Source organism: Variovorax sp. 10N412 (assembly GCF_056394985.1).
The window spans coordinates 172,016-196,193 of sequence record NZ_JBFTIO010000005.1 but is presented as its reverse complement, the minus strand read 5'-3'; the positions used below and the strand labels follow the sequence as shown (position 1 = coordinate 196,193).

Genomic DNA, 24,178 nt, shown 5'->3' with positions numbered 1-24,178 from the left:
TGCGGCAAGTGCCGGTGCGGATGCCTGCGCCCGCGCATGCGGACAACCCGGTCACCGTCGCGTCACGGGCCAAACCTAGCATCCGGCGGCTTTCGATCTCCTTCCAACACACACGCGAAGACCGCCCATGACACAGACCGTTCCTGCTCCCGCTCCCCGCCCGGGTCGCGCCGTCCTTGCGGCCATGGCCTCGATCGGCGGCTGCCTCGTGATCGCCGCCTGCGGCGGCGGCAGCGACAACGGCGCCGTGTTTCCGGTGCTTCCGCCGGCCCCGGCGCCTGCGCCGGCACCGGCGCCCCCAGCGCCCGCACCCGCGCCGCTGGGCACGCTCGACGGCTCGGTGCCCCTCGTCATCGGCCACCGCGGCCTGCCGGGCCTGTATCCCGAGGAAACGAAGACCGCCTACGAAGCCGCGGCCGACGCCGGTGCCGATTCGCTGGAAACCGACCTGCACCTCACGAAGGACTGCGTGCTGGTGGCGCGCCACAACCCCTGGCTCAGCGACAACACCAACGTGGCCGACGTGGCCGCGACCAACGCCGCCGTCGCGGCCCGCAAGCGCACCGTGCCGGGCGTGCTGGTCAATGTGAAGTACCCGGCCATCGCAGAGAACGGCCCGGCCCAGTACAAGAGCGACCTGACGGACCCCAGCGATCCGAAGTCGGTGCTCAAGTCGCTCATCGTCGACGGCGAGGACCACACCAACGACTGGTCGATCACAGACTTCACCATGGACGAGCTGCGCCAGTGGATTCGCGGCACCACCTACGACGCCAGGGACCAGCGCCCGACCGAGCTGAACGGCAAGCTGCCGATCCTGAGCTTCCAGGAGGTCATCGACATCGCCCGGGCCAAGAGCGCCGCCACCGGCCGCGCGCTCAGCGTGTACCCGGAAACCAAGAACCCGATCTGGAACAACGCGCAAGCCATTGCCAACGGCTGCGGCCCGGCGGGCAGCCATCCGCTGGAAGACGCGCTGCTCAAGGTCATGAACTTCAACGACCTCAACCGCAAGGACGCACCGATCTTCGTGCAGAGCTTCGAGCCCGAGAGCCTGAAGTACCTGCGCTCGGCCGGCCTGAAGGCGCGCGCGGTGCAGCTGGTGGACGGCAACGACGTCAACTACCAGACCGGCGAGATGATCTACGTGACCAACGACGTCTACACCTTCGTCGACGGCCGCCCCTACAGCTGGACGCTGGCCGGCAACCCGAAGTGGTTCGGCGAGATGCTCACGCCCGCGGGCCTGGCCGAGGTGAAGACCTATGCCGACGGCATCGGCCCGTGGAAGCCGCAGGTCATGGCCCACACCGTCGTGCCGTTCGTCGCGGGCAAGGGCCTGGCGGACGTGAACAGCGTGAAGCCCACCGCCCTGATCGCCGACGCGCACAAGGCCGGCCTGTTCGTGCACAGCTACACCTTCCGCAACGAAGCCAAGTACCTGGCCGGCGTGTACAAGGGCGACCCGGCGGCCGAGTACCTCGCGTACTTCCGCGCCGGCATCGACGGCGTGTTCTCGGACTTCGCGAACACGGCCTTCGCCGCGCGCAAGACCTACCTGAAGGAAACGGGCCGCTGAGGCCACGCCCCGCACGCACAAGCACACGCAGCAGGCAGCAGGCAGCACACGACATGTACCCCGGCGAACGACTCAACGGCTACAGCCACCTGCTCGGCCTGCTGCTCGCGCTGCCCGCGGCGGCAGCGCTGCTGCTGAAGACCGTGCCCACCGGCGACCCCGCGCGCATCGCGGGGGCGCTGGTGTTCTCGCTCTCCGCCGTGGCCCTGTACGCGGCCTCCACCCTGTTCCACAGCACGCGCGGGCGCCTGAAGCGCGTGTGGGAACGGGCGGACCACTGCGCCATCTACCTGCTGATCGCGGGCACCTACACGCCGTTTGCGCTGGTCACGCTGCACGGTGCGTGGGGTGGCGTGCTGCTGGCGATCATCTGGGGCGCGGCGCTGTTCGGCATCTGGCGCGAGCTGAGGCCGGCCAGGGGCGATGCGCCGCAGAAGCCGCCGCTGTGGCTCTACATCGGCATGGGCTGGCTCGGCGTGCTGGCCGCCGTGCCGCTGGCCGCGCGGCTGGACGCCGCCGGGCTGGTGTGGCTGCTGGTTGGCGGCGTGCTGTACACGGCGGGCACGGTGTTCTATCGCAACCGGCAAGGCTTTCGCCATGCGCACGGCGCCTGGCACCTGTTCGTGCTGGCGGGCACGGCGAGCCACTACGTGGCGGTGGGCTGGTTCGTGCTTTAAGGCAAGAGTCCTTCCGTGTCAGCCGTGCCTGGCACGCGCTGCACCTGCCGGCGGCATGCAGACCCGAGCGGCTCAGCCTTCGCCCGGCGGGAAATCGGCGCCCAGCGTCGTGGCCTCCCACGCATCGAAGTCGCCACGCATGAACTCGAGCTTCTTGCGCGCCAGGTCGAGCGCCGCCTTGCCCAGCACCAGGCGCAGCGGCGGCTTGTCGGACAGCGCGGCGTCGATGATGGCCTGCGCGGCGCGCACCGGGTCGCCGGCCTGGTTGCCGCTGCGCGCGGCCGTCTGCCTGCGGCGCTCGCCCGCGGTGGCGTCGTAGGCCTCGATGCGCGTGGCCGACTGCTGGATGGAAGGCCCCGCCCAGTTCGTGCGGAACGGACCCGGCTCGACGATGAGTACGCCGATGCCCAGCGGCTTGAGTTCCACCGCCAGCGATTCCGAGAGGCCTTCCACCGCGTACTTGGTGCCGTGGTAGTAGCCGGTGGCCGCAAAGCTCGCGAGCCCGCCGATGGACGACACGTTCACCACCAGGCCGTTGCCCTGCGCGCGCATCACCGGCAGCACGGCCTTGGTCATGTCGATCAGGCCGAAGACGTTGGTCTCGAACATGTCGCGCACTTCCTTGTCGTCGCCCTCCTCGATGGCGGCCAGGTAGCCGTAGCCCGCGTTGTTGACGAGCACATCGATGCGCCCGAAATGCTGCCGTGCCTGCGCCACCGCCTGCTCGATCTGCTCGCGTTGCGTCACGTCCAGCGGCAGCACCAGTGCGCGGTCTCCATGGCCCTCGGCAATGTCGGCCACCTGCGCGGGATTGCGCGCGGTGACCACGGCGCGCCATCCGCGCGCCAGCACGAGCTTGGCAAGTTCGCGGCCGAAGCCGGTGGAGCATCCCGTGATCAGCCAGACGGGGTCGGTTCGATTCATCATCTTTGAAACTCCATGAAACAACAGGTGTGGATGGGAACGCTTCGCGGCCGCACAGGCTACGCCGGATCGATGACCCTGTCCGGTGTGCGAGAACGAGGCCGGGTCGGCGTTCAGGGCGCGGCTCCGCGCCATCGACACCTGCACCCCGAGCGCGCCAGCTGTCAGAAGGGCTGCAAGCGCATCTTCACGAACACCCGCGACAGGCCGCGCACGATGCGCGGGCGTGAGGTGTCAGCGAAGCGCCGTGCTGCGATACGGGCTGCGTGCGTCGCTCAGCAAGAGGCGGTTCGTGCGCAGCAGGTTCTCCTCGCGCTCGTCCGAATACCGCCAGACCAGGCCGCCCGCGATGTAGGCGGCGCTCACCTGCGCCCAGTCGGCGTACGCCTGCTGCACCTGGGGCTTGAGGCCGCCTGCAAACCGCGCGAACTCCGCGCGCTCGATGAAACCCAACTGGACCGCCCAGCGCGACAGGCTCGCCAGGCGCACGGCGTCCCATGCCACCAGGCTGGCGATCTGCGCGGGTTGAACCTTGAAGTGCTTTCTCAGTTCGTCCACCCAGGACCGGCTGTTCGTCACCAGCTGCGAAACCTCGGAGAACGAATGGCCGCTCTGCGCCGCCAGCGCCTTGTAGTCGAGGCTCTTGCGCGCCTTGATCTGGAAGAAGGCGGGGAAGGACGTGTCCACCAGCGCGCGCAACAGCGGGTGGGTCGTCTGCACGGCGTCGTCGACCGCCGCGATGGCCTGCCACACCGAGGCGTAGGCCGTGCGTTGCCCCTCCTGCACGAGCCAGCGGGCCTTCTCCTCGAAGCTCGCGCGGTCGTGCACGCCCCACACCTGCGCGATGCCCTCGCGCAGTTCGTCGTCGTCCTTGCCCGTGGGCACCGAATTCACGTAGTCGCCGTTGAAGGCGCTGAGCGGTGCACTCAATGTGACCAGCCACGCTTCCTCGGCGGTGGCGTCGGGCGCCGGGTCGAAGTGAAGCTTGTCGTTGTCCAGCAGCGCGTGGCCGATGATGTCCCTGATCCCCATACCTTGACCTCCTGAGTTTTGAAAGGCGCCGGCAGTGACGGCGCGAAGCGAGCAAACCGAAAGGCGCAGGCATTCTATGCAGCGGTCCGTGTCGACCGGCGGGGTTGCGCGGCCGCGCTTGCCGCGTTGCCTGACGTCCGTGCGCGGGAGGGCGGGGGGCGAGAGAGCCGCGGCTTTGCGCGACAATCCCCCGTTTATTTCCGCCTCCTGGGCCGCACATCCGGATGATGTTTCGCTTCTTCGCCCAAGGGACCGACACTTTAGCCACACACCGGGCCGTCAGCGGCCACCCTCTGCGCCAATGGCCCCTGTGGATCGTTGCCCTGGTCGCGCTGTTCCTGTCCGCGCTCGCCACCGCGCAGCCCTCACAGTCCGAAGGGCCCACGCAGGCGCAGCGGGAACCGTTGCAGATCGCGCGCCAAGCCGACGGACTGCCGGCCGTGCAGCACCTGCAGGTGCTCGACGACACCACGCGCTCGCTCACCATCGAGCAGGTGCGCACGCCGCAGCATGAAGTGCGCTTCGGCTTTCCGGCCGATCCCCTGAAGGGCAAGGAAGCCGACCGCGTGCTGTGGTTCAAGCTGCAGATGCGGCTGGTCGACCCCGCCGATGCAACGCGCGAATGGCTGCTGCTGGTGCCCACCGTGTCCACGCGCGACCTGCGCTTCTACGGCCCCTTCGACGAGAACGGCCATGCGCTGGCAGACCCCGTCGTCACCGGCATGCGCCATCCCTGGGCGACTCGACCGGCCGCCTCCGAGCAGATGGCGTGGCGCTTCCGGCTGCCGGGTCCGGGCACGTATACCGCCTACTTCCGGGTCGAGTCCACTTTCGCGCGCATCTACGACGTCAAGATCTGGGACCCGGCCGATTTCCTGGAGTCGACGCAGGACAAGCGCATGTTCGACGGCGTGAGCTACGGATTGCTGTTCGGCCTCATGGTGTACGGCCTGGTGCTGTTCCTGGTGTTCGGCGAAGGGCTCTATGCGTACTACATGCTCTCGTGCGCGTGCGGCGTGCTGGCGCTCGCCAGCATCAACGGCCACGCGCTGCGCTACCCCTTCGCGCACTGGCCGGCGGTGGCCGGCATCGCCTATACCGCGGGGCCTGCGCTGTGGGCGATCTGCAAGCTGCAGTTCGGCAGGCGGCTGCTGCGGCTGCGCCACTTCGCGCCGTGGCTCGACCGGCTGGTACAGGTCTTCACGCTGACGCTGGCGCTGGCAATTCCATACGCCTACTGGGGCTCGCACCCGTTGCTGACGTTCCAGCTGGTACAGGTGTCGGTGGTGGCGTCGACCGTGGTGATGGTGGTCGGCGCGCTGGTCGCGATGCGTCGGCGCTACTGGCCCGCCGTGCTCTATTTCTTCGGCATCGCGCTGCTGCTGGCCGGCGTCGGCACCATCGTGCTTCCGAGCTGGGGCTGGATGGCATGGGCGCCGAACCAGATGAACGTGTCGCAGGGTGCGCTGGTCGCGGAGCTGATCGTGTTCGCCGTGGCGATGGCGTCGCGCCTGCGGCTGGTGCTGCGCTCCGAGCAGGCGCTCACCACGCGCACCCAGCAGCTGGTGGAGGCGCTGGGTACCGATGCGCTCACGGGCGCCACCAGCCGCACCGGCTTGGAGAGCCGGGGCGAGGAATGGCTGGGCACGGGCGAGCCGTTCGCACTGATGCTGCTGGACCTGGACGGCTTCAAGGGCGTGAACGACGCGCACGGCCATGCGGCCGGCGACGCAGTGCTGATCGCCACAGCGAAGCGGTTGCGCCAGCAACTGCGCGCACACGACGTGGTGGCACGGCTGGGCGGCGACGAGTTCGCGATCCTGGTACACGGCACCCCTTCGCCGCAGACGCTGGGCGTGATGGCTCAGCGCATGATCGAGGCCTGCGCGGGGCCGGTCGACTACGAAGGCCGCAGCGTCACGGTCGGCATGAGCCTGGGCATCGCATGCCACCCGAACGACGGCAACACGCTGGCCCAGTTGCTGCGCGCGGCCGACCTGGCGATGTACAACGTCAAGCAGCGGCGCACAGGGCCGGCGTTCACCTTTGCATCGGCGCTCGGTGGGCGCGGCCCCGGTGGTACGGCAACGCCTTCTATGCGGACCCAGCCCTTGCAAACTCCACCGGCAGCTCCTTGAACTGCTTCTTCACCGCCGCCACGGGCGCGCCGCCCACCACGATGCGCGCGAACGCATCCAGCGGGCTGAAAAAAGCCGGCCGCAACTTGCCGAGCTTGCTTTCGTCGACGATGAGAAAGCTCTCCGACGCGCTGCGTATCGCCGCCTGCTTCACCGGCACTTCATGAAAGTTGGAGCAGCTCGCGCCGCGCTCCAGGTCCAGCCCACCGGCCGAGATGAAGGCCTTGTTCACCCCCAGCTTGTTCAGGTACTGCAGGCCTTCGTCGGAGAAGAAGGTGGCCGATGAGGGGTGGTACAGGCCGCCCATCAGCATCAGTTGGGTGTGGGGACGGCGGCTCAGCACCGCCGCGATGTTCGTGGAGTAACACACCACGCTCAGCGGCATGTCCGGCGGCAGCGCTTCGGCGAAATGGACCATGGTCGTGCCGCAATCGATGAACAGGCTGTCGTGCGGCTGCACCCACGTGGCGGCACGCTCGCAGGCCAGCCGCTTGTTGGCCGCGTGCTGGTCGCTGGCCTCGTCGAGCGAGTAGCGATCGGCGCCCGGCAGCGTGGTCGCCAGCACATAGCCGCCGAGGGCGGAGAGCGGTGAATCGGCCGACGACAGGTCGCGCCGGATGGTCATCTCGGTCACGTCCAGCCGCTGCGCGGCCTGCTTGATCGGCAACGGCCCGCCGGCCTCGACGAGCTCCTGCATCTTTGTCAGGCGCACGGCCCGCGCTTCGGCTCCGGCGGTTTTTCGCATGTTCGGGTTCCTTGGGTCCAAGGTTTGGAGTATCGGGCATCGGACGGCCTCAAAATGTTATTGAAAAAACATCTTGCCTAAATAAATGTTGTTGCCATAACATTCAATCCAACACGCCGCCGGCACTGCACGGCAGCACGCTCGACACGGACCACCGCTGCATCGCACTGCAACGCCAAGCCACGGAGACAACAGACATGCCCTTTGCCTGCCTGCCGCACCAGCGGCCCCTGCGCGCCACGGCGCCTTCCACTCCATGACTTCCACTTCACTCGTTCGCGCCAGCGGCGCGGTGCGCTCGCGTCCGGCACCGCCCGCCACCGCCGTCGCCGCAGCCGCAAACCCGGCACCCGCACCCGCTGCACAGCCCCACACGGCCGCGCGCAACACCGCGCAGCCTTTCGACAGCGGCTGGTTCGACAGCATCCGCGTCAACCTCTCGGCCGCCGAGCGCCGCGTGGCCACCTTGCCGGGCCGCCGCTCGGTCAAGAAAGACGCGCAGGCCGGCTGGCTGCTGAAGGCCATCACCTGCATCGACCTGACCACGCTCAACGGCGACGACACGGCCGAGCGCGTGCGCCGGCTCTGCGCCAAGGCGGTGACGCCGGTGCGCCCCGACCTGCTGGCCGCGCTGGGCTTCGCAGACCGCACGCTGCACACGGGGGCGGTGTGCGTGTACCACCGCTTCGTGTCGACCGCGATCGAAGCGCTCGCGGGCACGGGCATTCCGGTGGCGGCGGTGTCCACGGGCTTTCCGGCGGGGCTGATTCCGCACGAGCTCAAGCTCAAGGAGATCGAAGCCTCGGTGCGCGACGGCGCGGCGGAGATCGACATCGTCATCACCCGCGAGCACGTGCTCACCGGACAGTGGCAAAAGCTCTACGACGAGATGCGCGACTTTCGCCTGGCAGCGGGCGATGCGCACGTGAAAGCCATCCTGGCCACGGGCGAGCTGAAGACGCTGCGCAACGTCGCCAAGGCCTCGATGGTCTGCATGATGGCCGGCGCCGACTTCATCAAGACCTCCACCGGCAAGGAAGGCGTGAACGCCACGCCGCTGGTCACGCTGGTGATGCTGCGCATGATCCGCCAGTACGAGGCCCGCACCGGCTTTCGCGTGGGCTACAAGCCGGCCGGCGGCGTGTCCACCGCCAAGACGGCGCTCGACTACCAGGTGCTCATGAAGGAAGAGCTGGGCCGCCCCTGGCTGGAGCCCGAGCTGTTCCGCATCGGCGCCTCCACGCTGCTGGCCGACATCGAGCGCCAGCTGGAGCACCACGTGACTGGCCGCTACTCGGCCTTCAATCGCCACCCGATCGGATGACCCGATGAGCAGCCAGAACCACCCCACGACCACCCCCAGCGTCGCACGCTATTTCGACACCATGGACTACGGCCCCGCGCCCGAGAGCGATACCGACGCGCGCCAGTGGCTCGCACGCCATGCGGAGGGCTTCGGCCACTTCATCGACGGGCGCTTCACTGCGGCAGGCGCCGGCGCGCATTTCGAGACGGCCGAGCCCGCCACCGGACAGCGCCTGGCCCGCATCGCCCAAGGCTCGGCACAGGACGTGGATGCCGCCGTGGCCGCCGCGCGCGCCGCGCAGCCCGGCTGGCTCGCACTCGGCGGACACGGCCGCGCACGGCACCTGTACGCACTGGCGCGCATGGTGCAGCGCCATGCGCGCCTGCTCGCCGTGGTCGAGGCGCTGGACAACGGCAAGCCCATTCGCGAGACCCGCGACCTCGACGTGCCGCTGGTGGCGCGCCACTTCTATCACCACGCCGGCTGGGCGCAGCTGCAGGAACGCGAGTTCGCGGACCAGGTGCCGCTGGGGGTGGTCGGCCAGATCATTCCGTGGAACTTTCCGCTGCTGATGCTCGCGTGGAAGATCGCGCCCGCGCTCGCGCTGGGCAACACGGTGGTGCTCAAGCCCGCCGAGCTCACGCCGCTGAGCGCCCTGCTCTTCGCCGAACTCGCCGCGCAGGCCGGCCTGCCGCCGGGCGTGCTGAACGTGGTGACCGGCGATGGCGCCACCGGCGCGGCACTGGTCGCGCACGAAGGCGTCGACAAGATCGCCTTCACCGGCTCCACCGACGTGGGCCGCCTCATCCGCGAGGCCACCGCCGGCTCGGGCAAGTCGCTCACGCTGGAACTGGGCGGCAAGTCGCCCTTCATCGTGTTCGACGACGCGGACATCGACGCCGCCGTGGAAGGCGTGGTCGACGCCATCTGGTTCAACCAGGGCCAGGTGTGCTGCGCCGGCTCGCGGCTGCTGCTGCAGGAAGGCATTGCCGACGACTTCATCGAGCGCCTGAAGCGCCGCATGCGCAGCCTGCGCGTGGGCTCGCCGATGGACAAGGCCGTCGACATGGGCAGCCTGATCGACCCGACGCAGCTCGAGCGCGTGCGGACGCTGGTGGCCACCGGTGTGCGCGAAGGCGCGAGCTGCTACCAGGCGCCAGGCGCGCTGCCGCCGGGCGGCAGCTTCTTCCCGCCCACGCTGCTGACCGGCGTGCACCCCGCATCGAGCGTGGCCACCGAAGAAATCTTCGGCCCCGTGCTGGTGACGATGACCTTCCGCACGCCCGACGAAGCCGTGGCGCTGGCCAACAACACGCGCTACGGCCTGGCCGCCAGCGTGTGGAGCGAGACCATCGGCCTGGCACTGGGCATTGCGCCGCAGCTGCAGGCCGGCGTGGTGTGGGTCAACGCGACCAACCTGTTCGACGCGGGCGTGGGTTTCGGCGGCTACCGCGAATCGGGCTACGGCCGCGAGGGCGGGCGCGAGGGCTGCTACGAATACCTGAAGCCGCGCACATGGGCCGAGCGCAAGCCGCGCGCCGCGCAAGTGAACGCACAAGCCGCGAACGAAACGAACAAGGCGCAGGCCAAGCCTTCGTCCACGCTCCCGGCCATCGACCGCACCGCCAAGCTGTTCATCGGCGGCAAGCAGGTGCGCCCGGACGGCGAACTGTCGCACCCGGTGCTGGCGGCCAGCGGGCAACGCGCGGGTGAAGTCGGCACGGGCAACCGCAAGGACATTCGCAACGCAGTCGCCGCCGCACGCTCGGCCGCCGGCTGGTCGAGCGCCACGCCGCACCGCCGCGCACAGGCGCTGTACTACCTCGCGGAAAACCTCTCTGCCCGCGCCGACGAATTCGCCGCGCGCATCGCCAGCCTCACCGGCGTGGCCTCGCGCGCCGCGCAGGCCGAAGTCGATGCATCGGTCAGCCGCCTCTTCGCCTACGGTGCATGGGCCGACAAGTACGAAGGCACGGTGCACATGCCGCCGTTGCGCGGCGTGGCGCTGGCCACCGTCGAGCCCATGGGCGTGGTCGGCGTGGTGTGCCCGGACGAGGCGCCGCTGCTGTCCTTCGTGAGCCTGTTCGCGCCGCTCATGGCCATGGGCAACCGCACGGTGGTCGTGCCGAGCGAAAAGCACCCGCTGATCGCCACCGACTTCTACCAGGTGCTCGAAACCTCCGACCTGCCGGCCGGCGTGATCAACCTGGTGACCGGCCCCGCCGCGAGCCTGGGCCAGACGCTGGCCGAGCACGACGACGTCGATGCGCTGTGGGTCTTCGGCGCAAGGGAGCTGTCGCGCAACGCCGAGCGCCTGTCGGTGGGAAACCTCAAGCGCACGCTGGTCGACCATGGCCTGGCCACCGACTGGCACGACGCGGCGTCGGCCGAAGGCCCGCTGTTGCTGCGGCATGCCACGCAGGTCAAGAACATCTGGATTCCCTTTGGTGAATGAACGTGCGAATGAACGTGGCGCGCACGCCGAAACCAAGGGAAATCCCCGAATAGCAAACGTTTGCGCAAACGTTTTCCTTCCTTAAGAATTACCGCCACAAGAACAGGTCCATTTGCTGGAGACAACATGCTGAAGTCCATCCATCCGCTGCTCAACGCCGACGTGCTGTACGCCCTGCGCGCCATGGGCCATGGCGACGAACTGGTGCTGTGCGACGCCAACTTTCCGGCCGACTCCGTGGCACGCCAGACCACGCTGGGCCGGCTGCTGCGCATCGACGGCGTGGGCACGGCCGAAGCCGCGCGCGCCATCCTGTCGGTGCTGCCGCTCGACGAGGCGGTGGACGATCCGGCGCGGCGCATGGAAATCATGGGCCAGCCCCACGAGATCCCGCCGGTGCAGCAAGAGATGCAACGCGAGATCGATGCAGCCGAAGGCCGCTCGCGGCCGCTGGGCTCCATCGAGCGCTTTGCGTTCTATGAAGCCGCGCGCCGTGCGTACTGCGTGATCGCGACCGGCGAGCGCCGCTTCTACGGCTGCTTCGTGTTCAAGAAGGGCGTGCTCGCCCCCGAGGCCTGACGCCATGGCTGTCGCACCTTCACACGCCGCACAGGCTCCGCACCAGCACGGCGTGGCCGTGCTCGGCATCTTCGTGGCCGACCTCGCGTTCCGGGCGGCCAACCTCCCCGGCGTGGGCCAGACCATCGCGGGTTCCGGCTTTGCCATGGGCCCCGGCGGCAAGGGGTCGAACCAGGCCGTCGCAGCGGCACGGGCGGGCGCGGAGGTGACGTTCATCTCCAAGCTCGGGCAGGACGCCTTCGGCGCCAACGCACTCGCGCTGTGGGCGCAGGAAGGCATCACGCCGCGCGCGCCCCAGGTGAGCACGCAGCCGACCGGCGCGGCCTTCATCTACGTGCACGAGGTCACCGGTGCCAACGCGATCATCGTGGTGCCCGGTGCCGCGGCCCTCATCGACGCGAACGACGTGGACGCCGCTGCCGATGCCATCCGCGGCGCGCGCGTGTTCGTCACGCAGCTGGAGCAACCCGCGGGCGCCGCGCAACGCGGGCTCGAGCTGGCGCGCGCCGCCGGTACGGTCACGGTGTTCAACCCCGCGCCCGCCCTGCCCTTCGACGACGCGCTGTACCCGCTGTGCGACTACATCACGCCCAACGAGCACGAGGCCGCGGCGCTCAGCGGCATTGCGGTGGAAACCATCGACGACGCACGCCGCGCAGGCGACTTCTTCCTCGCCAAGGGCGTGGGCTGCGCCCTCATCACCCTCGGCGACAAGGGCGCGCTGCTGCACAGCGCCAGCGGCTCGGTGCACCTGCCCGTGTTCCACGCCGGTGCCGTGAAGGAAACAGCCGGCGCGGGCGATGCCTTCAACGGCGGCTTTGCGGCGGCGCTCGCCGAAGGCGCCTCGCCGCTGGAAGCCGCGCGCTTCGGCTGCGCGGTGGCCGCCATCTCGGTCACGCGCGCAGGCACTGCACCCTCGATGCCCATGCGCGCCGAAGTCGACGCGCTGATGAACCGCGCCGTCGGAAGGGCCCTTGCATGACCTCCCGGTTCTCCGACCGCGAACTCAATTTCCTGGTCGCCATCAACGTCGTGATCCTCGTGGTCGCGACCGTGCTCTCCAGGGGCGACTTTCTCGACGTCTACAACTTCCAGTCCATGGGCGGCCAGCTGCCCGAACTCGGCCTGCTGGCCATGGGCGTGGCGCTGTCGATGATCTCGGGCAACGGCGGCATCGACCTGTCGGGTGTGGCCCTGGCCAACCTGGCCGGCGTGGTGGCCGCCACCGTGGCGCCGATGCTCGTGGCGTCCGATGTGTCGCCCTGGCTCTACACGGGCTGGTTCGCGGTCATCGCGCTGGCGGTGGGGCTGGCAGGCGGGCTGCTCAACGGCTTGCTCATTGCGCGCGCCGGCCTCACGCCCATTCTCTGCACGCTGGGCACGCAGCTGCTCTACACGGGGCTCGCGGTCGTTCTCACCGGCGGCTCCAGCCTGCGCGTGGGCAGTGCCGAGCCGCTGTCGGCCATCGGCAACGAGATGGTGCTGGGCGTGCCCATTCCGTTCGTGATCTTCCTGGTCATGCTGCTCGGCGTGGGCTGGCTGCTCAAGCAGAGCCCGTTCGGCATCCGACTGTTCCTTCTGGGCACCAACGCCAAGGCGGCGCGCTACGCGGGCATTTCGCAAAGCCGCATGCTCATTGCCACCTACGCGCTGTGCGGCGTGCTGGCGGCGGTGGCGGGCGTGATCATCGCGAGCCGCACGGCCAGCGTGAAGTCGGACTACGGCAACTCCTACCTGCTGATTGCCATCCTCATCACCGTGATGGCCGGCGTGCGGCCGCAGGGCGGCTACGGGCGCATGGTGTGTCTCTTCTTCTCGGCCGTGGCGCTGCAGTTGCTGTCGAGCACCTTCAACCTGCTGGGCATTTCCAACTTCTTCCGCGACTGCGCCTGGGGCCTGCTGCTGCTGTTCTTCCTGGCATCGGCGCGGTTCAGCCTGGGCGACCTGCGCAGCTTCATTTCCGTTTCGCGCACCAGCGCACCGCCGCATCAGCCCCCTCCTGGCGCGACGCAACACAGAACCACCGAGGGCTAGGAGACAACAATGCTGAAGAAAACCAAGATCGCCTGCACCGCACTGGCCCTGGGCACCGTGGCCTTCGCCTCGGCGCTGCACGCGCAAGGCAAGCCGCAGGACATCGTCACCGTGGTGAAGATCACCGGCATCAGCTGGTTCAACCGCATGGAAGTGGGCGTGAAGGAGTTCGGCGCCAGCACCCCCGGCGTGGCCACGCGCCAGATCGGCCCGGCCCAGTCGGACGCCGCACAGCAGCAGCGCCTGGTCGAAGACCTGGTGGCCAAGAAGGTCGACGCCATCGCCGTGGTCTCGATGGACCCGCCCACGCTGGAGCCCGTGCTCAAGCGCGCGATGGAGCGCGGCATCAAGGTGGTGACGCACGAGGCCGACAACCAGAAGAACACCATGGTCGACATCGAGGCCTTCGACAACACGGCCTACGGCGCGCGCATCAACGAGCGCCTGGCCGCCTGCATGGGCCAGCAGGGCAAGTGGACCTCGCTGGTCGGCTCGCTGGGCAGCCAGTCGCAGGTGCAGTGGGCCGACGGCGGCGCGACCAACGCCAAGAAGTACCCCAAGATGACGCTGGTCGACGCCAAGAACGAGTCGCTCAACGACGCCGAGAAGGCCTACGGCAAGGCCAAGGAAATGCTGCGCAAGCACCCCGACCTGAAGGGCTTCCAGGGCTCGTCGTCGCTCGACGTGCTGGGCATCGGCCGCGCCGTGGAAGAGGCGGGCCTGCAGGGCAAGATCTGCGTGTACGGCACGGGCCTGCCGAGCGAAGCGGCCAAGTTCCTGGAGTCGGGCGCGGTCGGCGGCATTGCCTTCTGGGACCCGAAGGACGCCGGCATCGTCATGAACAAGGCGGCCAAGATGCTGCTCGACGGCAAGACCATCACCGACGGCGCCGACATGGGCGTGCAGGGCTACAACAAGGTCTCGGTCAAGAAGGGCCCGGGCGTCGGCATCATCGTCACGGGCCAGGCCTGGGTCGAGGTCGACAAGCAGAACTACAAGAAGTACGCCTTCTGATCTTCGCGAAAGCCTCGAGCGCATGACCTCTTCCGTGATCCCCGCGCCTTCCACGCAAGCCACGGCTCCGGCGACCGGGCGCCGCGTCTTCCTCGAAGTGCAGGACGTGCACAAGCGCTTCGCGGGCGTGCACGCGCTGCGCGGCATCGACCTGAGCATCGAGGCCGGCGAGATCTACCACCTGCTCGGCGAGAACGGTTGCGGCAAGAGCACGCTGATCAAGATCATCTCGGGCGCGCAGCCGCCGAGCCAGGGGCGCATCGTGATCGACGGGCGCCCCCACGAATCGCTGTCGGCGCTGGAGGCGCTCACGCTCGGCATCGAGACGGTGTACCAGGACCTGTCCTTGCTGCCGAACATGAGCGTGGCCGAGAACGTCGCGCTCAGCGAGCAGCTGGTCGCCACCGGCGGCAAGCTGGCGCGACGTTTCGACCGCAAGGCGGTGGCCGCCACGGCGGTGCGCGCGCTGGCCACGGTGAAACTGCCGACCGATGCGGCCTTTCTGGCGCGGCGCGTCGACGAGCTGCCCATCGCCACGCGGCAACTGGTGGCCATTGCGCGCGCCGTGGCCACGCGCGCGCGCATGGTCATCATGGACGAGCCCACCACCTCGCTCACGCAGAAAGAGGTCGACAACCTCGTGCACGTGGTGGAGGCACTGCGCGCGCAGGACGTGGCCGTGCTGTTCGTGAGCCACAAGCTCGACGAGTGCATCGCCATGGGCGGCCAGGCCATCGTGTTCCGCGACGGCACCAAGGTGGCGCAGGGCCCGATCCGCGATTTCACCAAGGCCGAGCTCGCGCACTGGATGACCGGCAAGCAGCTCGACGGCGCGCGCTACCGCCACCAGACGCACGGCGGCGACGCCCTGCTCGAGGTCGATGCGCTGGGCCGCGGCGCGCAGTTCAGCGACGTGAGCTTCACGCTGCACAAGGGCGAGATCCTGGGCATCACCGGTCTGCTCGACTCGGGCCGCAACGAGCTGGCGCTGGCGCTGGCCGGCGTGCAGGCCGCGGACCGCGGGCGCATCGCGCTCGACGCGCAACAGATCGTTCTGAAAACGCCCTCCGACGGCATTCGCCAGGGCATCGGCTACGTGCCCGAAGACCGCCTGAGCGAAGGCCTGTTCCTCGACAAGCCCATTCGCGACAACATCGTGACGGCCGTGCTGAGCCGCCTGCGCGGACGCTTCGGCGCGCTCGACGGCAAGCAGTGCCAGGCACTGGCCGAGCGCACCGTGCGCGAACTGCAGATCGCCACGCCGGACGTGGACCGCCCGGTGCAGTCGCTGTCGGGCGGCAACCAGCAGCGCGTGCTCATCGGCCGGTGGCTGGCCATCGACCCGCGCGTGCTGATACTGCACGGCCCGACCGTGGGCGTGGACGTGGGCTCCAAGGACACCATCTACCGCATCGTGCAGCGCCTGGCCGAGCAAGGCCTGGGCGTGATCCTGGTGAGCGACGACCTGCAGGAGCTGCTGCAGAACTGCGACCGCATCCTGCTGATGCGCAAGGGCCGCATCGCCAACGACTTCGACGCGCAGGGCCTGGCCGAGAGCGAGCTCTACCACGCGCTGGTTTCAGACACCCCCTCCCCCGCATTCTCATGACGGCTTCCACCATGCAAGCGCATTCCACGCCGGCACCTTCTCCCTCGGCAGTGGCCGCGCCCAAGCCGCCGGCCTCCTGGCGTGGCTGGCTCGCGCAACGCCCTTCCGTCTTCACGCTCGCGCTCATCGTGCTGGTGTGCCTGGCGGTGGGCGCCATCAACCCGAGCTTCTTCCAGCTGCCTGTGCTGTTCGACATCGTGCGGGCCTGCACCGTGGTGGGCCTGTTCGCGCTGGGCGTGCTGATCGTGCTGGCCGCGGGCGGCATCGATGTGTCGTTCGCGGCCATTGCGGCGCTCACGATGTACAGCATCACCAAGCTGGTGCTCAACTATTTTCCGGAGACGCACATCGCGGTGCTGCTCGTCGCAGGCGCGGCCAGCGGCGCGGTACTGGGCGTGCTCAACGGGCTGCTGGTGCACTGGCTGAAGGCACCGTCGCTCATCGTGACCATCGGCACGCAGTACCTGTACCGCGGCATTCTTCTCACTTTCGTGGGCACCGTGTTCTTCATGAACGTGCCCGCGCCCATGGACGCCTTCGGCAAGCTCGCGCTGTGGCGCTTCGACACGCCGCAGGGCCTGCACGTGGTGCTGCCCGCCACGGTGCTGGTGCTGGCCGGCGCCGCGGTGCTGACGTGGTGGCTGCTGAACCGCACGCTCATCGGCCGCGCGGTGTACGCCATTGGCGGCAGCTTGGCCATTGCGGAACGGCTGGGCTACAACCTGCGCACGGTGCACGTCTTCGTGTTCGCGTACGCGGGTTTCCTGTCGGGGCTGGCGGGCATCGTGCACGTGTCGAGCACGCGGCTGGCGAACCCCTTCGACCTGGTGGGCAACGAACTGGACGTGATTGCAGCCGTGATCCTCGGCGGCGCGCGCATCACCGGCGGCAGCGGCACCGTGGGCGGCACGCTGCTGGGCGTGGTGCTGGTCACGCTGATCAACAACGTGCTCATTCTGGCGGGCGTGCCGAGCACCTGGCAGAAGGTGATCATCGGCGCGTTCATCCTGGTGGCGGGAGCCTGCTTCGCGATGCGCAAGCAGGGCTGAGGGCCCCCGCGAAGAGCCACGAAAACGGCTTACTTGACGATCTTGCCGCTCGCAACGTCCGTCACCGTGCCGTCGACCAGGCTGATGCGGTAGATCTCGCGCGTCACGTTGCCCGCAAAGGCCAGCTCGACGATCGACACGTCGCGAAAGGTGGTGTCGATGCCTTGCGGCAGCACCGCGTTGAATCTGGCGGCCACCTGGTTCATCGACGCCTGCAGCGCGGGGGTGAACGGTGCCATGCTGTAGACCAGCGTGTTGTGCGGGTTGTGCGAACGCAGTTCCTTGCCGTCCCTCACCACGTTCACGCCGCTCACGCCCACCGTCTTCACCAGGTCCTTGCCGGCGTCGCCCATCCGGGCGTAGACCGGGCCGGTGACGCGCGGCAGCGGGCCGTCGCGCAGCGGCGCCATGGCGGCGGTGGCCACGGTGTTGTAGGCCATCATGTCCTCGAAGCCCTGGCCGGTCTTCACGATGCCGAGGTCCAGCCACCAGGGGCGGCCCGCGTCCTTCGCGGCTTCGGTCGTGTAGAAGTTCTTCAACGTGAGCCTGATCGGCGCCGGCGGCTTCGGCAGGGCCTTGAGCATCTTCTGCGGCGTGGTCGTGTCGGCGCTGTGGATGTGCACCACCGTCACATGCGGAATGTTGAAGGTCTGTGCTTCGGCCTGCAGGCCGAGCCGCACCAGGTCTTGCCGCAATGCCGGGTACACGCGCGCGTCGAGCACGTCGTTCACCTCCTTCGGCAGCCTGTAGACGACACCGTAGGTCGTCTTGTGCGCACGGAATTCGGGCTGTCCGATGCTGCTGTTGTCGATGGCGGTCGCCGACGGGGCGGTGGTGCCGCACGCCGTGACGAGCGAGCCGAGGGCGATGGCGCAGGCCAGGAGCCTGAGTGTCTTGAAGGGGCGGATCATTGCAATTCCATTTTCAGAAAAACATCATGACGACGACGAGCCGTCACGACAAGGCACGGCCAGGCTGCAGGTGAACCGGGCACTGGCCGCACAAATGGGATGGAACGGATCGCGGGGTTTCAGCGACGGTCGCAAAGCATTGCGTCGGCGCGTGTGTAGTTATTGCAACGATTTCCACAATCACCATTTATGCCACCATCGTGCGCGACGGACATGACGTTTCCTTGACACCCTGAACACGGCCCCTGAGCTTTGTCAGCCCGCGAGCGCCGCCACCGCGATGCGCGTTGCCGACGCGATGACGTCGTTGCGACCCTTGGCGTCTTTCTGCGGAAACGTCAGGTAGACCGAAAGCACCAGCGGCGCACCGGCCGGCGGCCAGAGCACGCCGGTGTCGTTGGTGCTGCCGTACGAGCCCGAGCCCGTCTTGTCGCCGACCTTCCAGCCCGCGGGAACGCCCGCCAGGAATCGCTCGGTGCTGGTGGTGTTGCCCAGCAGCCAGGTCTTCAACTGCTCGCGCTGGGCCGCACCCAGTGCATCGCCGAGCGCCAGCCGCTGCACGCTGTCGGTCATGGCCGCGGGCGTGGTGGTGTCGCGCAGATCGCCGGGAATGGCGGTGTTGAGCTCGGGCTCCGTGCGGTCGAGCCTGAAGGTGGCGTCGCCGATGCGGCGCGAGAACGCCGTGACCTCGGGCGGCCCGCCGAGCAGTTTCAGCAGCACGTTGGCGGCCGTGTTGTCGCTGTACTGGACGGTGGCGGCGCACAGGGCGGCCACGCTCATGCCCGTGCCCACGTGCTTCTCGGTGACGGGTGAATAGGCGACCAGGTCGCTCTTGCCGTAGGTCAGCTGGCGCGACAGCAGGCCGGCGTCTTTGGCGCTGCGTTCGAGCACGGCGGCCGCGAGCATCAGCTTGAAGGTGCTGCACAGCGGAAAGCGCTCGTGGGCCCGGTGATGGATGCGCGCGCCGCTGCCCGTGTGCAGGCCGGCCACGCCGAGGCGGCCGCCGCAGGCGCGCTCCAGTTCGGCAAGTTGCGCTTCGCCTGAAGGCTGCGGGCCGTTGCGAGACCAGGCAGTGCATGCACTGGCCAGCGGCAGCACGGAAGCGGCAAGCAGCAGGGTGCGGCGTTGTACGGATGAATTCATGTCGTTCTTCTTTCTTTCGGCGAGTGGATGGGACGACACGCATCGTAGGAGCGCGGCCTGCGATGTTCCAGCGAGCCGGCCGTGCTCGGCGTCCCGGGTGTATCCGCTGTAACGGCGCGCGCGAACGGCGAAGGGCACTCGCACTGTCAAAGCGCTGTCACTTGAGGCCAGCAAGATCTGAGGCATTCAAGGTATTTGTGCTTTTTCTTGCAAATAGTTGCAAGACCGCAAGCGCTCACCGCCAAACGCTTCCGGGAGCGCGGCCCTGCGGGCGCATTCCACATTCTTCGGGAGAACCACATGATCAGAGGAACGACCGCGCGCGGCGCGTCGGCGGCGGCCAGCATCTGCGCCCTGCTGCTGCTCGCAGCCTGCGGGGGCGGCGGGAACGGCGCCGGCTTCTCGCCCGTCGGCGCGCTGCCGACGGGCAGCACGTCCAACCAGGCGCCCAGCGCCAATGAGGGCAAGAGCGGCCCCAAGGTGCTCGTGGTCGAGATCGACGGTCTCACCCATGTCGCGCTTCGCGACGCCATCGCGCAAAAGAAAGCCACCGCGCTGCAGTCATTCCAGCTCGCGCCCGCCTGGACCGGCGGCGCGAACGGCACGCGCACCGAGCAGCGCCCTACGGACGGCCCAGGATGGGCCACGCTGCTCACAGGCACCTGGGTCGATCGCCATGGCGTGCGCGGCGACACCCGCGACCAGCGCATCGACGCCAAGCGCGCGCCGTCGATCTTCGCCATCGCAAAGCAGAAGGCCGAGGCCGGCTACAAGACCGGCGCGGTCACGGCCAAACCGCTGTACCCCGCGTTGCTGGCCAACGAGCCGGGCAGTGTCGACACCGCGCTCGACTGTGCTGGCTCCGACGCCTGCGTGACCGAGCGCACCGCGCAACTCATCGATGCGGGCCATGACCTGGTCGTGGCGCAGTACGGTGCGCCGGCCGCCGTGGCATCCGCCGGCCTGAAGAGCGACACCTACCAGCGCGCCGTGCAAGACACCTCGGCGGCCATTGGCCAACTGCTGGCACGCATAGCGCTGCGCACCGCCAACGACGCCAAGGAAGACTGGCTCGTGATCCTCACCACGGGCCACGGCCTGGACGCCTTCGGCAGCAACACGGGGCTGCAGACGGCAGAAAACAAGACCGTCTTCATCGCCAGCAACAAGCCGCTTGCGGGCCTGCCAGGCACAGGCTCGGCCGCGCCTGCCGACAACGCGCTGCTGCAGCTCGCCGCGGCCACGGACATCGCGCCCACCGTGCTGCGCCACCTGGGCGCCATGCCGGCGGCGCAGGGCTACGGCCTGAATGGCATGGCACTGCAGGGCACCACGAGCATCCGCGAGTTCGCTGCGAAGACCGGCGCCGACAAGGACAACATCGAACTCGCCTGGAAGCTCGCCGGCAACACCAACCTGCCGGTGCAGGTGCTGCGCGACGGCCGGCTCATGGCCACGCTGGCGGCGGGCAGCACCTCGTACACCGACTACATCGCCGCCACGAGCGACGGCAACTACAGCTACCTCTACACGCTGGTGGCCGGCGACACGATGGTCGCGCTGACTGCGCAGATCGCATACCTGAAGCCGGTGCCGCTGGCGCCCACGCTGCTCAACGGCCTGGCCAGCTACTACCCGCTCGATGCCCTGCCGGGCGTGGACAGCAAAGCTGGCGCCTCCACGCTCGCGCCCTGGGCCACCGATGCGGACGGCGGCTCGCTGGTGGCCGACGACGGCATGAGAACGCGTGACCGCGCCAAGGCGCTGCGCGTGGACAGCCGCGTTGCGAACGCCAGCGGCATGGCCGGCTACCGCCTCAGGCAGACCACCGACGTGACCACGGACGCGGGCACCACCGCCTTCACCATCGGCTTCTGGGTGCGCACCGACGCCACCTGCAGCCAGGGCGTGGGCAACGGCGCATCGGTCATCGCCAACAAGAACTACGACACCGGCAACAACGAAGGCCTTGCCATCGGCCTGTTCGGCAGCTGCGAGCTGCGGTTCAACACGGGCACCGGCAGCGCGCGCGGCGAGATCAAGGGCGCGCACTACCTGAGCGCCGGCCAGTGGGCCTACGTGGCCATGGTCATCGACAAGGCCGGGCTCACGATGGACGGCTATGCCGTCGATCCGGTGCGCGGCGTTCAGACCGGCCGCGTGGCGCTCTCGCCGGCACTGGTCGCCAAGCTCGGCGGCCTGAAGAACGGCATCGGCCTGAACGAAGACGGCTCCGGCCTCTACTACAAGCGCCAGTCCGCCTCGCCCCGCGGTGCGATGGACTTCAACGAATTCGCGATCTGGAACCGCGCGCTCACCGCGGACGAGATCGCCAGCCTCTACAAGGCGGCCCGCCCGCTGTCGACGCTTTCTCCCTGAACCCCTTCCACAAACACTGCACAACAAAGGATAGACCCATGAAATCTGCATCCAAGAGCGCGCGCCTGCTGGCCGCGCTGACCGTGGCCTGCGCGCTTTCCGCCTGCGGCGGCGGCAGTGGCGGCGGTGGCGTCACCGGTGGCCTGCCCACCGCGCCCGCGACACCGACCACACCCACCCCCGACAACGGCGCCGCGCCCGTGAAAAGCTGCGCACCCTGAGGCCCACGACATGAACGACAAGACCCACAAGCCCATGAACTCGCGCCGCAAGTTCCTCACCGGCACCGCCACCACGGGCGCCGCCGCGCTCGCCATCTCCGCGTTCCCGCCCAGCATTCGCCGCGCGCTCGCCATTCCCGCCAACAACAGGACGGGCACGATCATGGACGTCGAGCACGTCGTGATCCTGATGCAGGAGAACCGTTCGTTCGACCACTATTTCGGCATGATGATGGGCGTGCGCGGGTTTGGCGACCGCTTCACCATTCCGCTGCCCAACGGCCTGAATGTCTGGCAGCAGAGCGACGTCAACGGCAAGCCGGTGCTGCCCTACCACCTCGACCAGAGCCAGGGCAACGCGCAGCGCGTGAGCGGCACGCCGCACAGCTGGAGCGACGCACAGAGCGCCTGGGACGGCGGGCGCATGAACCAGTGGCCGCGCTTCAAGACCACGGCGTCCATGGGCTACTTCAAGGAAGCCGAAGTCCCGTTCCAATACGCGCTGGCCAACGCCTTCACGGTGTGCGACAGCTACCACTGCGGCATGCACACAGGCACCAACTCGAACCGCCTGTTCCATTGGACCGGCACCAATGGCCCCTCGGGCCAGACGAGCAGCGGCCTGGCGGGCGTCTCGTCCATCGACAACACCTGGGAGAACCTGAGGTCCCCCTGGAACCCGACGACGAACCCCGGCGTCGATTCGACCCAGTACGGCTGCAACTGGAAGACCTACCCCGAGCGCCTGCAAGAGGCCAAGGTCAGCTGGCTCGTCTACCAGAACCTGCCCGACAACTACACCGACAACCCGCTGCACGGCTTCCAGCAATACCGCGTCGCAAACAAGCTTTCGGGCAAGAACGACATGCGCTACGACGGCGACGCCAGCCCACCCGCGGGCGTGACCGTGCCGGCCTACGACGCAGCCAGCGACGACCCGGGCAACCCGCTGTACAAGGGCGTGGCCAACACCATGCCCGACGGCGGCTTCCTCGGCACCTTCAAACAGGACGTGCTCAACGGCAAGCTGCCCCAGGTGTCGTGGATCGTGGCGCCCGCCACCTACTCCGAGCACCCCGGGCCATCGAGCCCGGTGCAGGGCGGCTGGTACATCCAGGAGGTGCTGAACGCGCTCACCGCCTCGCCCGACGTCTGGAGCAAGACGGTGTTCATCGTCAACTTCGACGAGAACGACGGCTACTTCGACCACATGCCCTCGCCGTCGGCGCCGTCGCTGCTCAACCCCACCGACCCGAACAGCGCCGCCGCAGGCAAGACCACGCTGTCGGATGCCGACGTGGCCTTCGAGCGCCATACCTATCCGCTGGTCGGCAGCACCACGCCGCCCGCCGACGGCCGCGTGTACGGCCCCGGCCCGCGCGTGCCGATGTACGTGATTTCGCCCTGGAGCCGCGGCGGCTGGGTCAACTCGCAGGTGTTCGACCACACCTCGGTGCTGCGCTTCCTGGAAGCGCGCTTCGGGGTGAAGGAGCTGAACATCTCGCCGTTCCGCCGCGCGGTAAGCGGTGACCTGACGAGCGCCTTCAACTTCGCCACGCCCAACACCGAAGTGCTGCCCACCTTCGCCGGCACCCGCACCAAGGCCGACGCCGACAAGCTGCGCGCCGACCAACAGGCGCTGGCGCAGATCGTGCCGCCGGCCAACGCGACGCTCCCCAAGCAGGCCACCGGCGCGCGGCCCTCGCGCGCGCTGCCCTACGAACTGCATGTGAGCGCGCGTGCGGATGCACTCAACGGCGCGATGCGCCTCATCTTCTCCAACACCGGCAAGGCAGCCGCCGTGTTCCACGTGTACGACAAGCTGCACCTCGACAGGCTGCCGCGCCGCTACATGGTCGAGCCCGGCAAGATGCTGGACGACGTGTGGAGCGGCACCGCCGACAGCGCGGGCAACTCGTACGACCTGTGGGTGCTCGGGCCCAACGGCTTCCACCGCCACTTCAAGGGCAACCTCGACGCGCTGCGCGCCAGCAACGCGCCCAACCCCGAGGTGCGCGTGTGCTACGACGTGGCCAACGGCAACGTGTACCTGGAGATGCTCAACGGCGGCACCAACGCCTGCGGCTTCACGGTGCGCGCCAAGGCCTACCGCAACGACGGCCCGTGGGGAGCGAGCGTGAACGGCGGCGCCAAGGCCGAGCAACTCTGGAAGCTGGACAGCAGCGGCCAGTGGTACGACTTTGCCGTCACCTGCGACGCCGACCCCACCTTCTACCGCCGCTTTGCCGGCCGCGTGGAAACCGGCAAGCACTCGGTCAGCGATCCGGCCATGGGCCTTGCCGATCTCTGACATCGGCAAAATGGCGCGAGTTGCGCGCCTGTTCAAGGCCTGTTTCCGGCCCTGAACATGCAGACCGGGGCG

19 protein-coding genes are annotated in these 24,178 nt (G+C 68.6%); 14 read left to right on the top strand and 5 right to left on the bottom strand.

Annotated elements, in window-relative coordinates; genetic code table 11:
• Positions 1–127: 127 nt before the first annotated feature.
• Both AC1DJH_RS14995 and trhA read left to right on the top strand, forming a co-directional pair.
• Positions 128–1,579 carry a glycerophosphodiester phosphodiesterase family protein gene (locus AC1DJH_RS14995; protein WP_478186160.1) on the top strand — a complete coding sequence of 484 codons (1,452 nt, stop codon included), beginning with the start codon at positions 128–130 and terminating at the stop codon, positions 1,577–1,579.
• A 53-nt stretch (positions 1,580–1,632) separates the two neighbouring features.
• On the top strand, positions 1,633–2,256 hold the full coding sequence (gene trhA / locus AC1DJH_RS14990) for a PAQR family membrane homeostasis protein TrhA (RefSeq protein ID WP_478186159.1): 624 nt from the start codon (positions 1,633–1,635) through the stop codon (positions 2,254–2,256).
• 72 nt (positions 2,257–2,328) lie between these two features.
• Here the strand turns inward: trhA and AC1DJH_RS14985 are convergent, their stop codons facing one another.
• Positions 2,329–3,183 carry an oxidoreductase gene (locus AC1DJH_RS14985; protein WP_472115683.1) on the bottom strand — a complete coding sequence of 285 codons (855 nt, stop codon included), beginning with the start codon at positions 3,181–3,183 and terminating at the stop codon, positions 2,329–2,331.
• A 231-nt stretch (positions 3,184–3,414) separates the two neighbouring features.
• The gene (locus AC1DJH_RS14980) at positions 3,415–4,212 is read right to left on the bottom strand and encodes a DUF1266 domain-containing protein (protein ID WP_472115686.1); all 798 of its coding nucleotides are present in this window, start codon (positions 4,210–4,212) and stop codon (positions 3,415–3,417) included.
• A gap of 224 nt (positions 4,213–4,436) precedes the next feature.
• On the opposite strand from AC1DJH_RS14980, the gene AC1DJH_RS14975 reads away from it, so the two are divergent.
• Complete coding sequence (locus AC1DJH_RS14975) at positions 4,437–6,350, top strand: diguanylate cyclase domain-containing protein (protein ID WP_478186158.1); 1,914 nt, start codon at positions 4,437–4,439, stop codon at positions 6,348–6,350.
• On the opposite strand, the gene AC1DJH_RS14970 is transcribed toward AC1DJH_RS14975, so the two are convergent.
• Positions 6,307–7,095 carry a DeoR/GlpR family DNA-binding transcription regulator gene (locus AC1DJH_RS14970; RefSeq protein WP_472115692.1) on the bottom strand — a complete coding sequence of 263 codons (789 nt, stop codon included), beginning with the start codon at positions 7,093–7,095 and terminating at the stop codon, positions 6,307–6,309. The genes AC1DJH_RS14975 and AC1DJH_RS14970 overlap by 44 nt on opposite strands.
• Positions 7,096–7,351: 256 nt before the next feature.
• On the opposite strand from AC1DJH_RS14970, the gene deoC reads away from it, so the two are divergent.
• From deoC to AC1DJH_RS14930, 8 genes are all read left to right on the top strand, one after another.
• On the top strand, positions 7,352–8,419 hold the full coding sequence (gene deoC / locus AC1DJH_RS14965) for a deoxyribose-phosphate aldolase (RefSeq protein WP_478186157.1): 1,068 nt from the start codon (positions 7,352–7,354) through the stop codon (positions 8,417–8,419).
• Positions 8,420–8,423: 4 nt separating this feature from the next.
• The gene (locus AC1DJH_RS14960) at positions 8,424–10,856 is read left to right on the top strand and encodes an aldehyde dehydrogenase family protein (protein WP_478186156.1); all 2,433 of its coding nucleotides are present in this window, start codon (positions 8,424–8,426) and stop codon (positions 10,854–10,856) included.
• A 126-nt stretch (positions 10,857–10,982) separates the two neighbouring features.
• Entirely contained in the window at positions 10,983–11,435 is a 453-nt protein-coding gene (locus AC1DJH_RS14955) for an RbsD/FucU family protein (protein ID WP_478186155.1), read from the top strand.
• A gap of 4 nt (positions 11,436–11,439) precedes the next feature.
• On the top strand, positions 11,440–12,417 hold the full coding sequence (locus tag AC1DJH_RS14950; RefSeq protein WP_478186154.1) for a ribokinase: 978 nt from the start codon (positions 11,440–11,442) through the stop codon (positions 12,415–12,417).
• The gene (locus AC1DJH_RS14945; RefSeq protein WP_435439274.1) at positions 12,414–13,469 is read left to right on the top strand and encodes an ABC transporter permease; all 1,056 of its coding nucleotides are present in this window, start codon (positions 12,414–12,416) and stop codon (positions 13,467–13,469) included. The genes AC1DJH_RS14950 and AC1DJH_RS14945 overlap by 4 nt, the downstream gene beginning before the upstream one ends.
• Before the next feature lie 9 nt (positions 13,470–13,478).
• On the top strand, positions 13,479–14,483 hold the full coding sequence (locus AC1DJH_RS14940) for a substrate-binding domain-containing protein (protein WP_478186153.1): 1,005 nt from the start codon (positions 13,479–13,481) through the stop codon (positions 14,481–14,483).
• Positions 14,484–14,505: 22 nt separating this feature from the next.
• On the top strand, positions 14,506–16,092 hold the full coding sequence (locus tag AC1DJH_RS14935; protein ID WP_478186152.1) for a sugar ABC transporter ATP-binding protein: 1,587 nt from the start codon (positions 14,506–14,508) through the stop codon (positions 16,090–16,092).
• A complete protein-coding gene (locus AC1DJH_RS14930; protein WP_478186151.1) occupies positions 16,089–17,141 on the top strand; it encodes an ABC transporter permease in 1,053 nt (350 codons plus the stop codon). The genes AC1DJH_RS14935 and AC1DJH_RS14930 overlap by 4 nt, the downstream gene beginning before the upstream one ends.
• Positions 17,142–17,170: 29 nt before the next feature.
• On the opposite strand, the gene AC1DJH_RS14925 is transcribed toward AC1DJH_RS14930, so the two are convergent.
• Together AC1DJH_RS14925 and bla are read right to left on the bottom strand one after the other, a co-directional pair.
• Positions 17,171–18,052 carry a hypothetical protein gene (locus AC1DJH_RS14925; RefSeq protein ID WP_478186150.1) on the bottom strand — a complete coding sequence of 294 codons (882 nt, stop codon included), beginning with the start codon at positions 18,050–18,052 and terminating at the stop codon, positions 17,171–17,173.
• Positions 18,053–18,307: 255 nt separating this feature from the next.
• Complete coding sequence (gene bla / locus AC1DJH_RS14920) at positions 18,308–19,195, bottom strand: class A beta-lactamase (RefSeq protein WP_478186149.1); 888 nt, start codon at positions 19,193–19,195, stop codon at positions 18,308–18,310.
• A 300-nt stretch (positions 19,196–19,495) separates the two neighbouring features.
• On the opposite strand from bla, the gene AC1DJH_RS14915 reads away from it, so the two are divergent.
• From AC1DJH_RS14915 to AC1DJH_RS14905, 3 genes are read left to right on the top strand one after another with little or no spacing between them, the layout of a single operon-like run.
• A complete protein-coding gene (locus AC1DJH_RS14915; RefSeq protein WP_478186148.1) occupies positions 19,496–21,574 on the top strand; it encodes a LamG-like jellyroll fold domain-containing protein in 2,079 nt (692 codons plus the stop codon).
• A gap of 38 nt (positions 21,575–21,612) precedes the next feature.
• The gene (locus tag AC1DJH_RS14910) at positions 21,613–21,795 is read left to right on the top strand and encodes a hypothetical protein (protein WP_478186147.1); all 183 of its coding nucleotides are present in this window, start codon (positions 21,613–21,615) and stop codon (positions 21,793–21,795) included.
• A 34-nt stretch (positions 21,796–21,829) separates the two neighbouring features.
• Positions 21,830–24,106: a phosphocholine-specific phospholipase C gene (locus tag AC1DJH_RS14905; protein ID WP_472116144.1), complete on the top strand. Its 2,277-nt coding sequence runs from the start codon at positions 21,830–21,832 to the stop codon at positions 24,104–24,106.
• Positions 24,107–24,178: the final 72 nt, after the last annotated feature.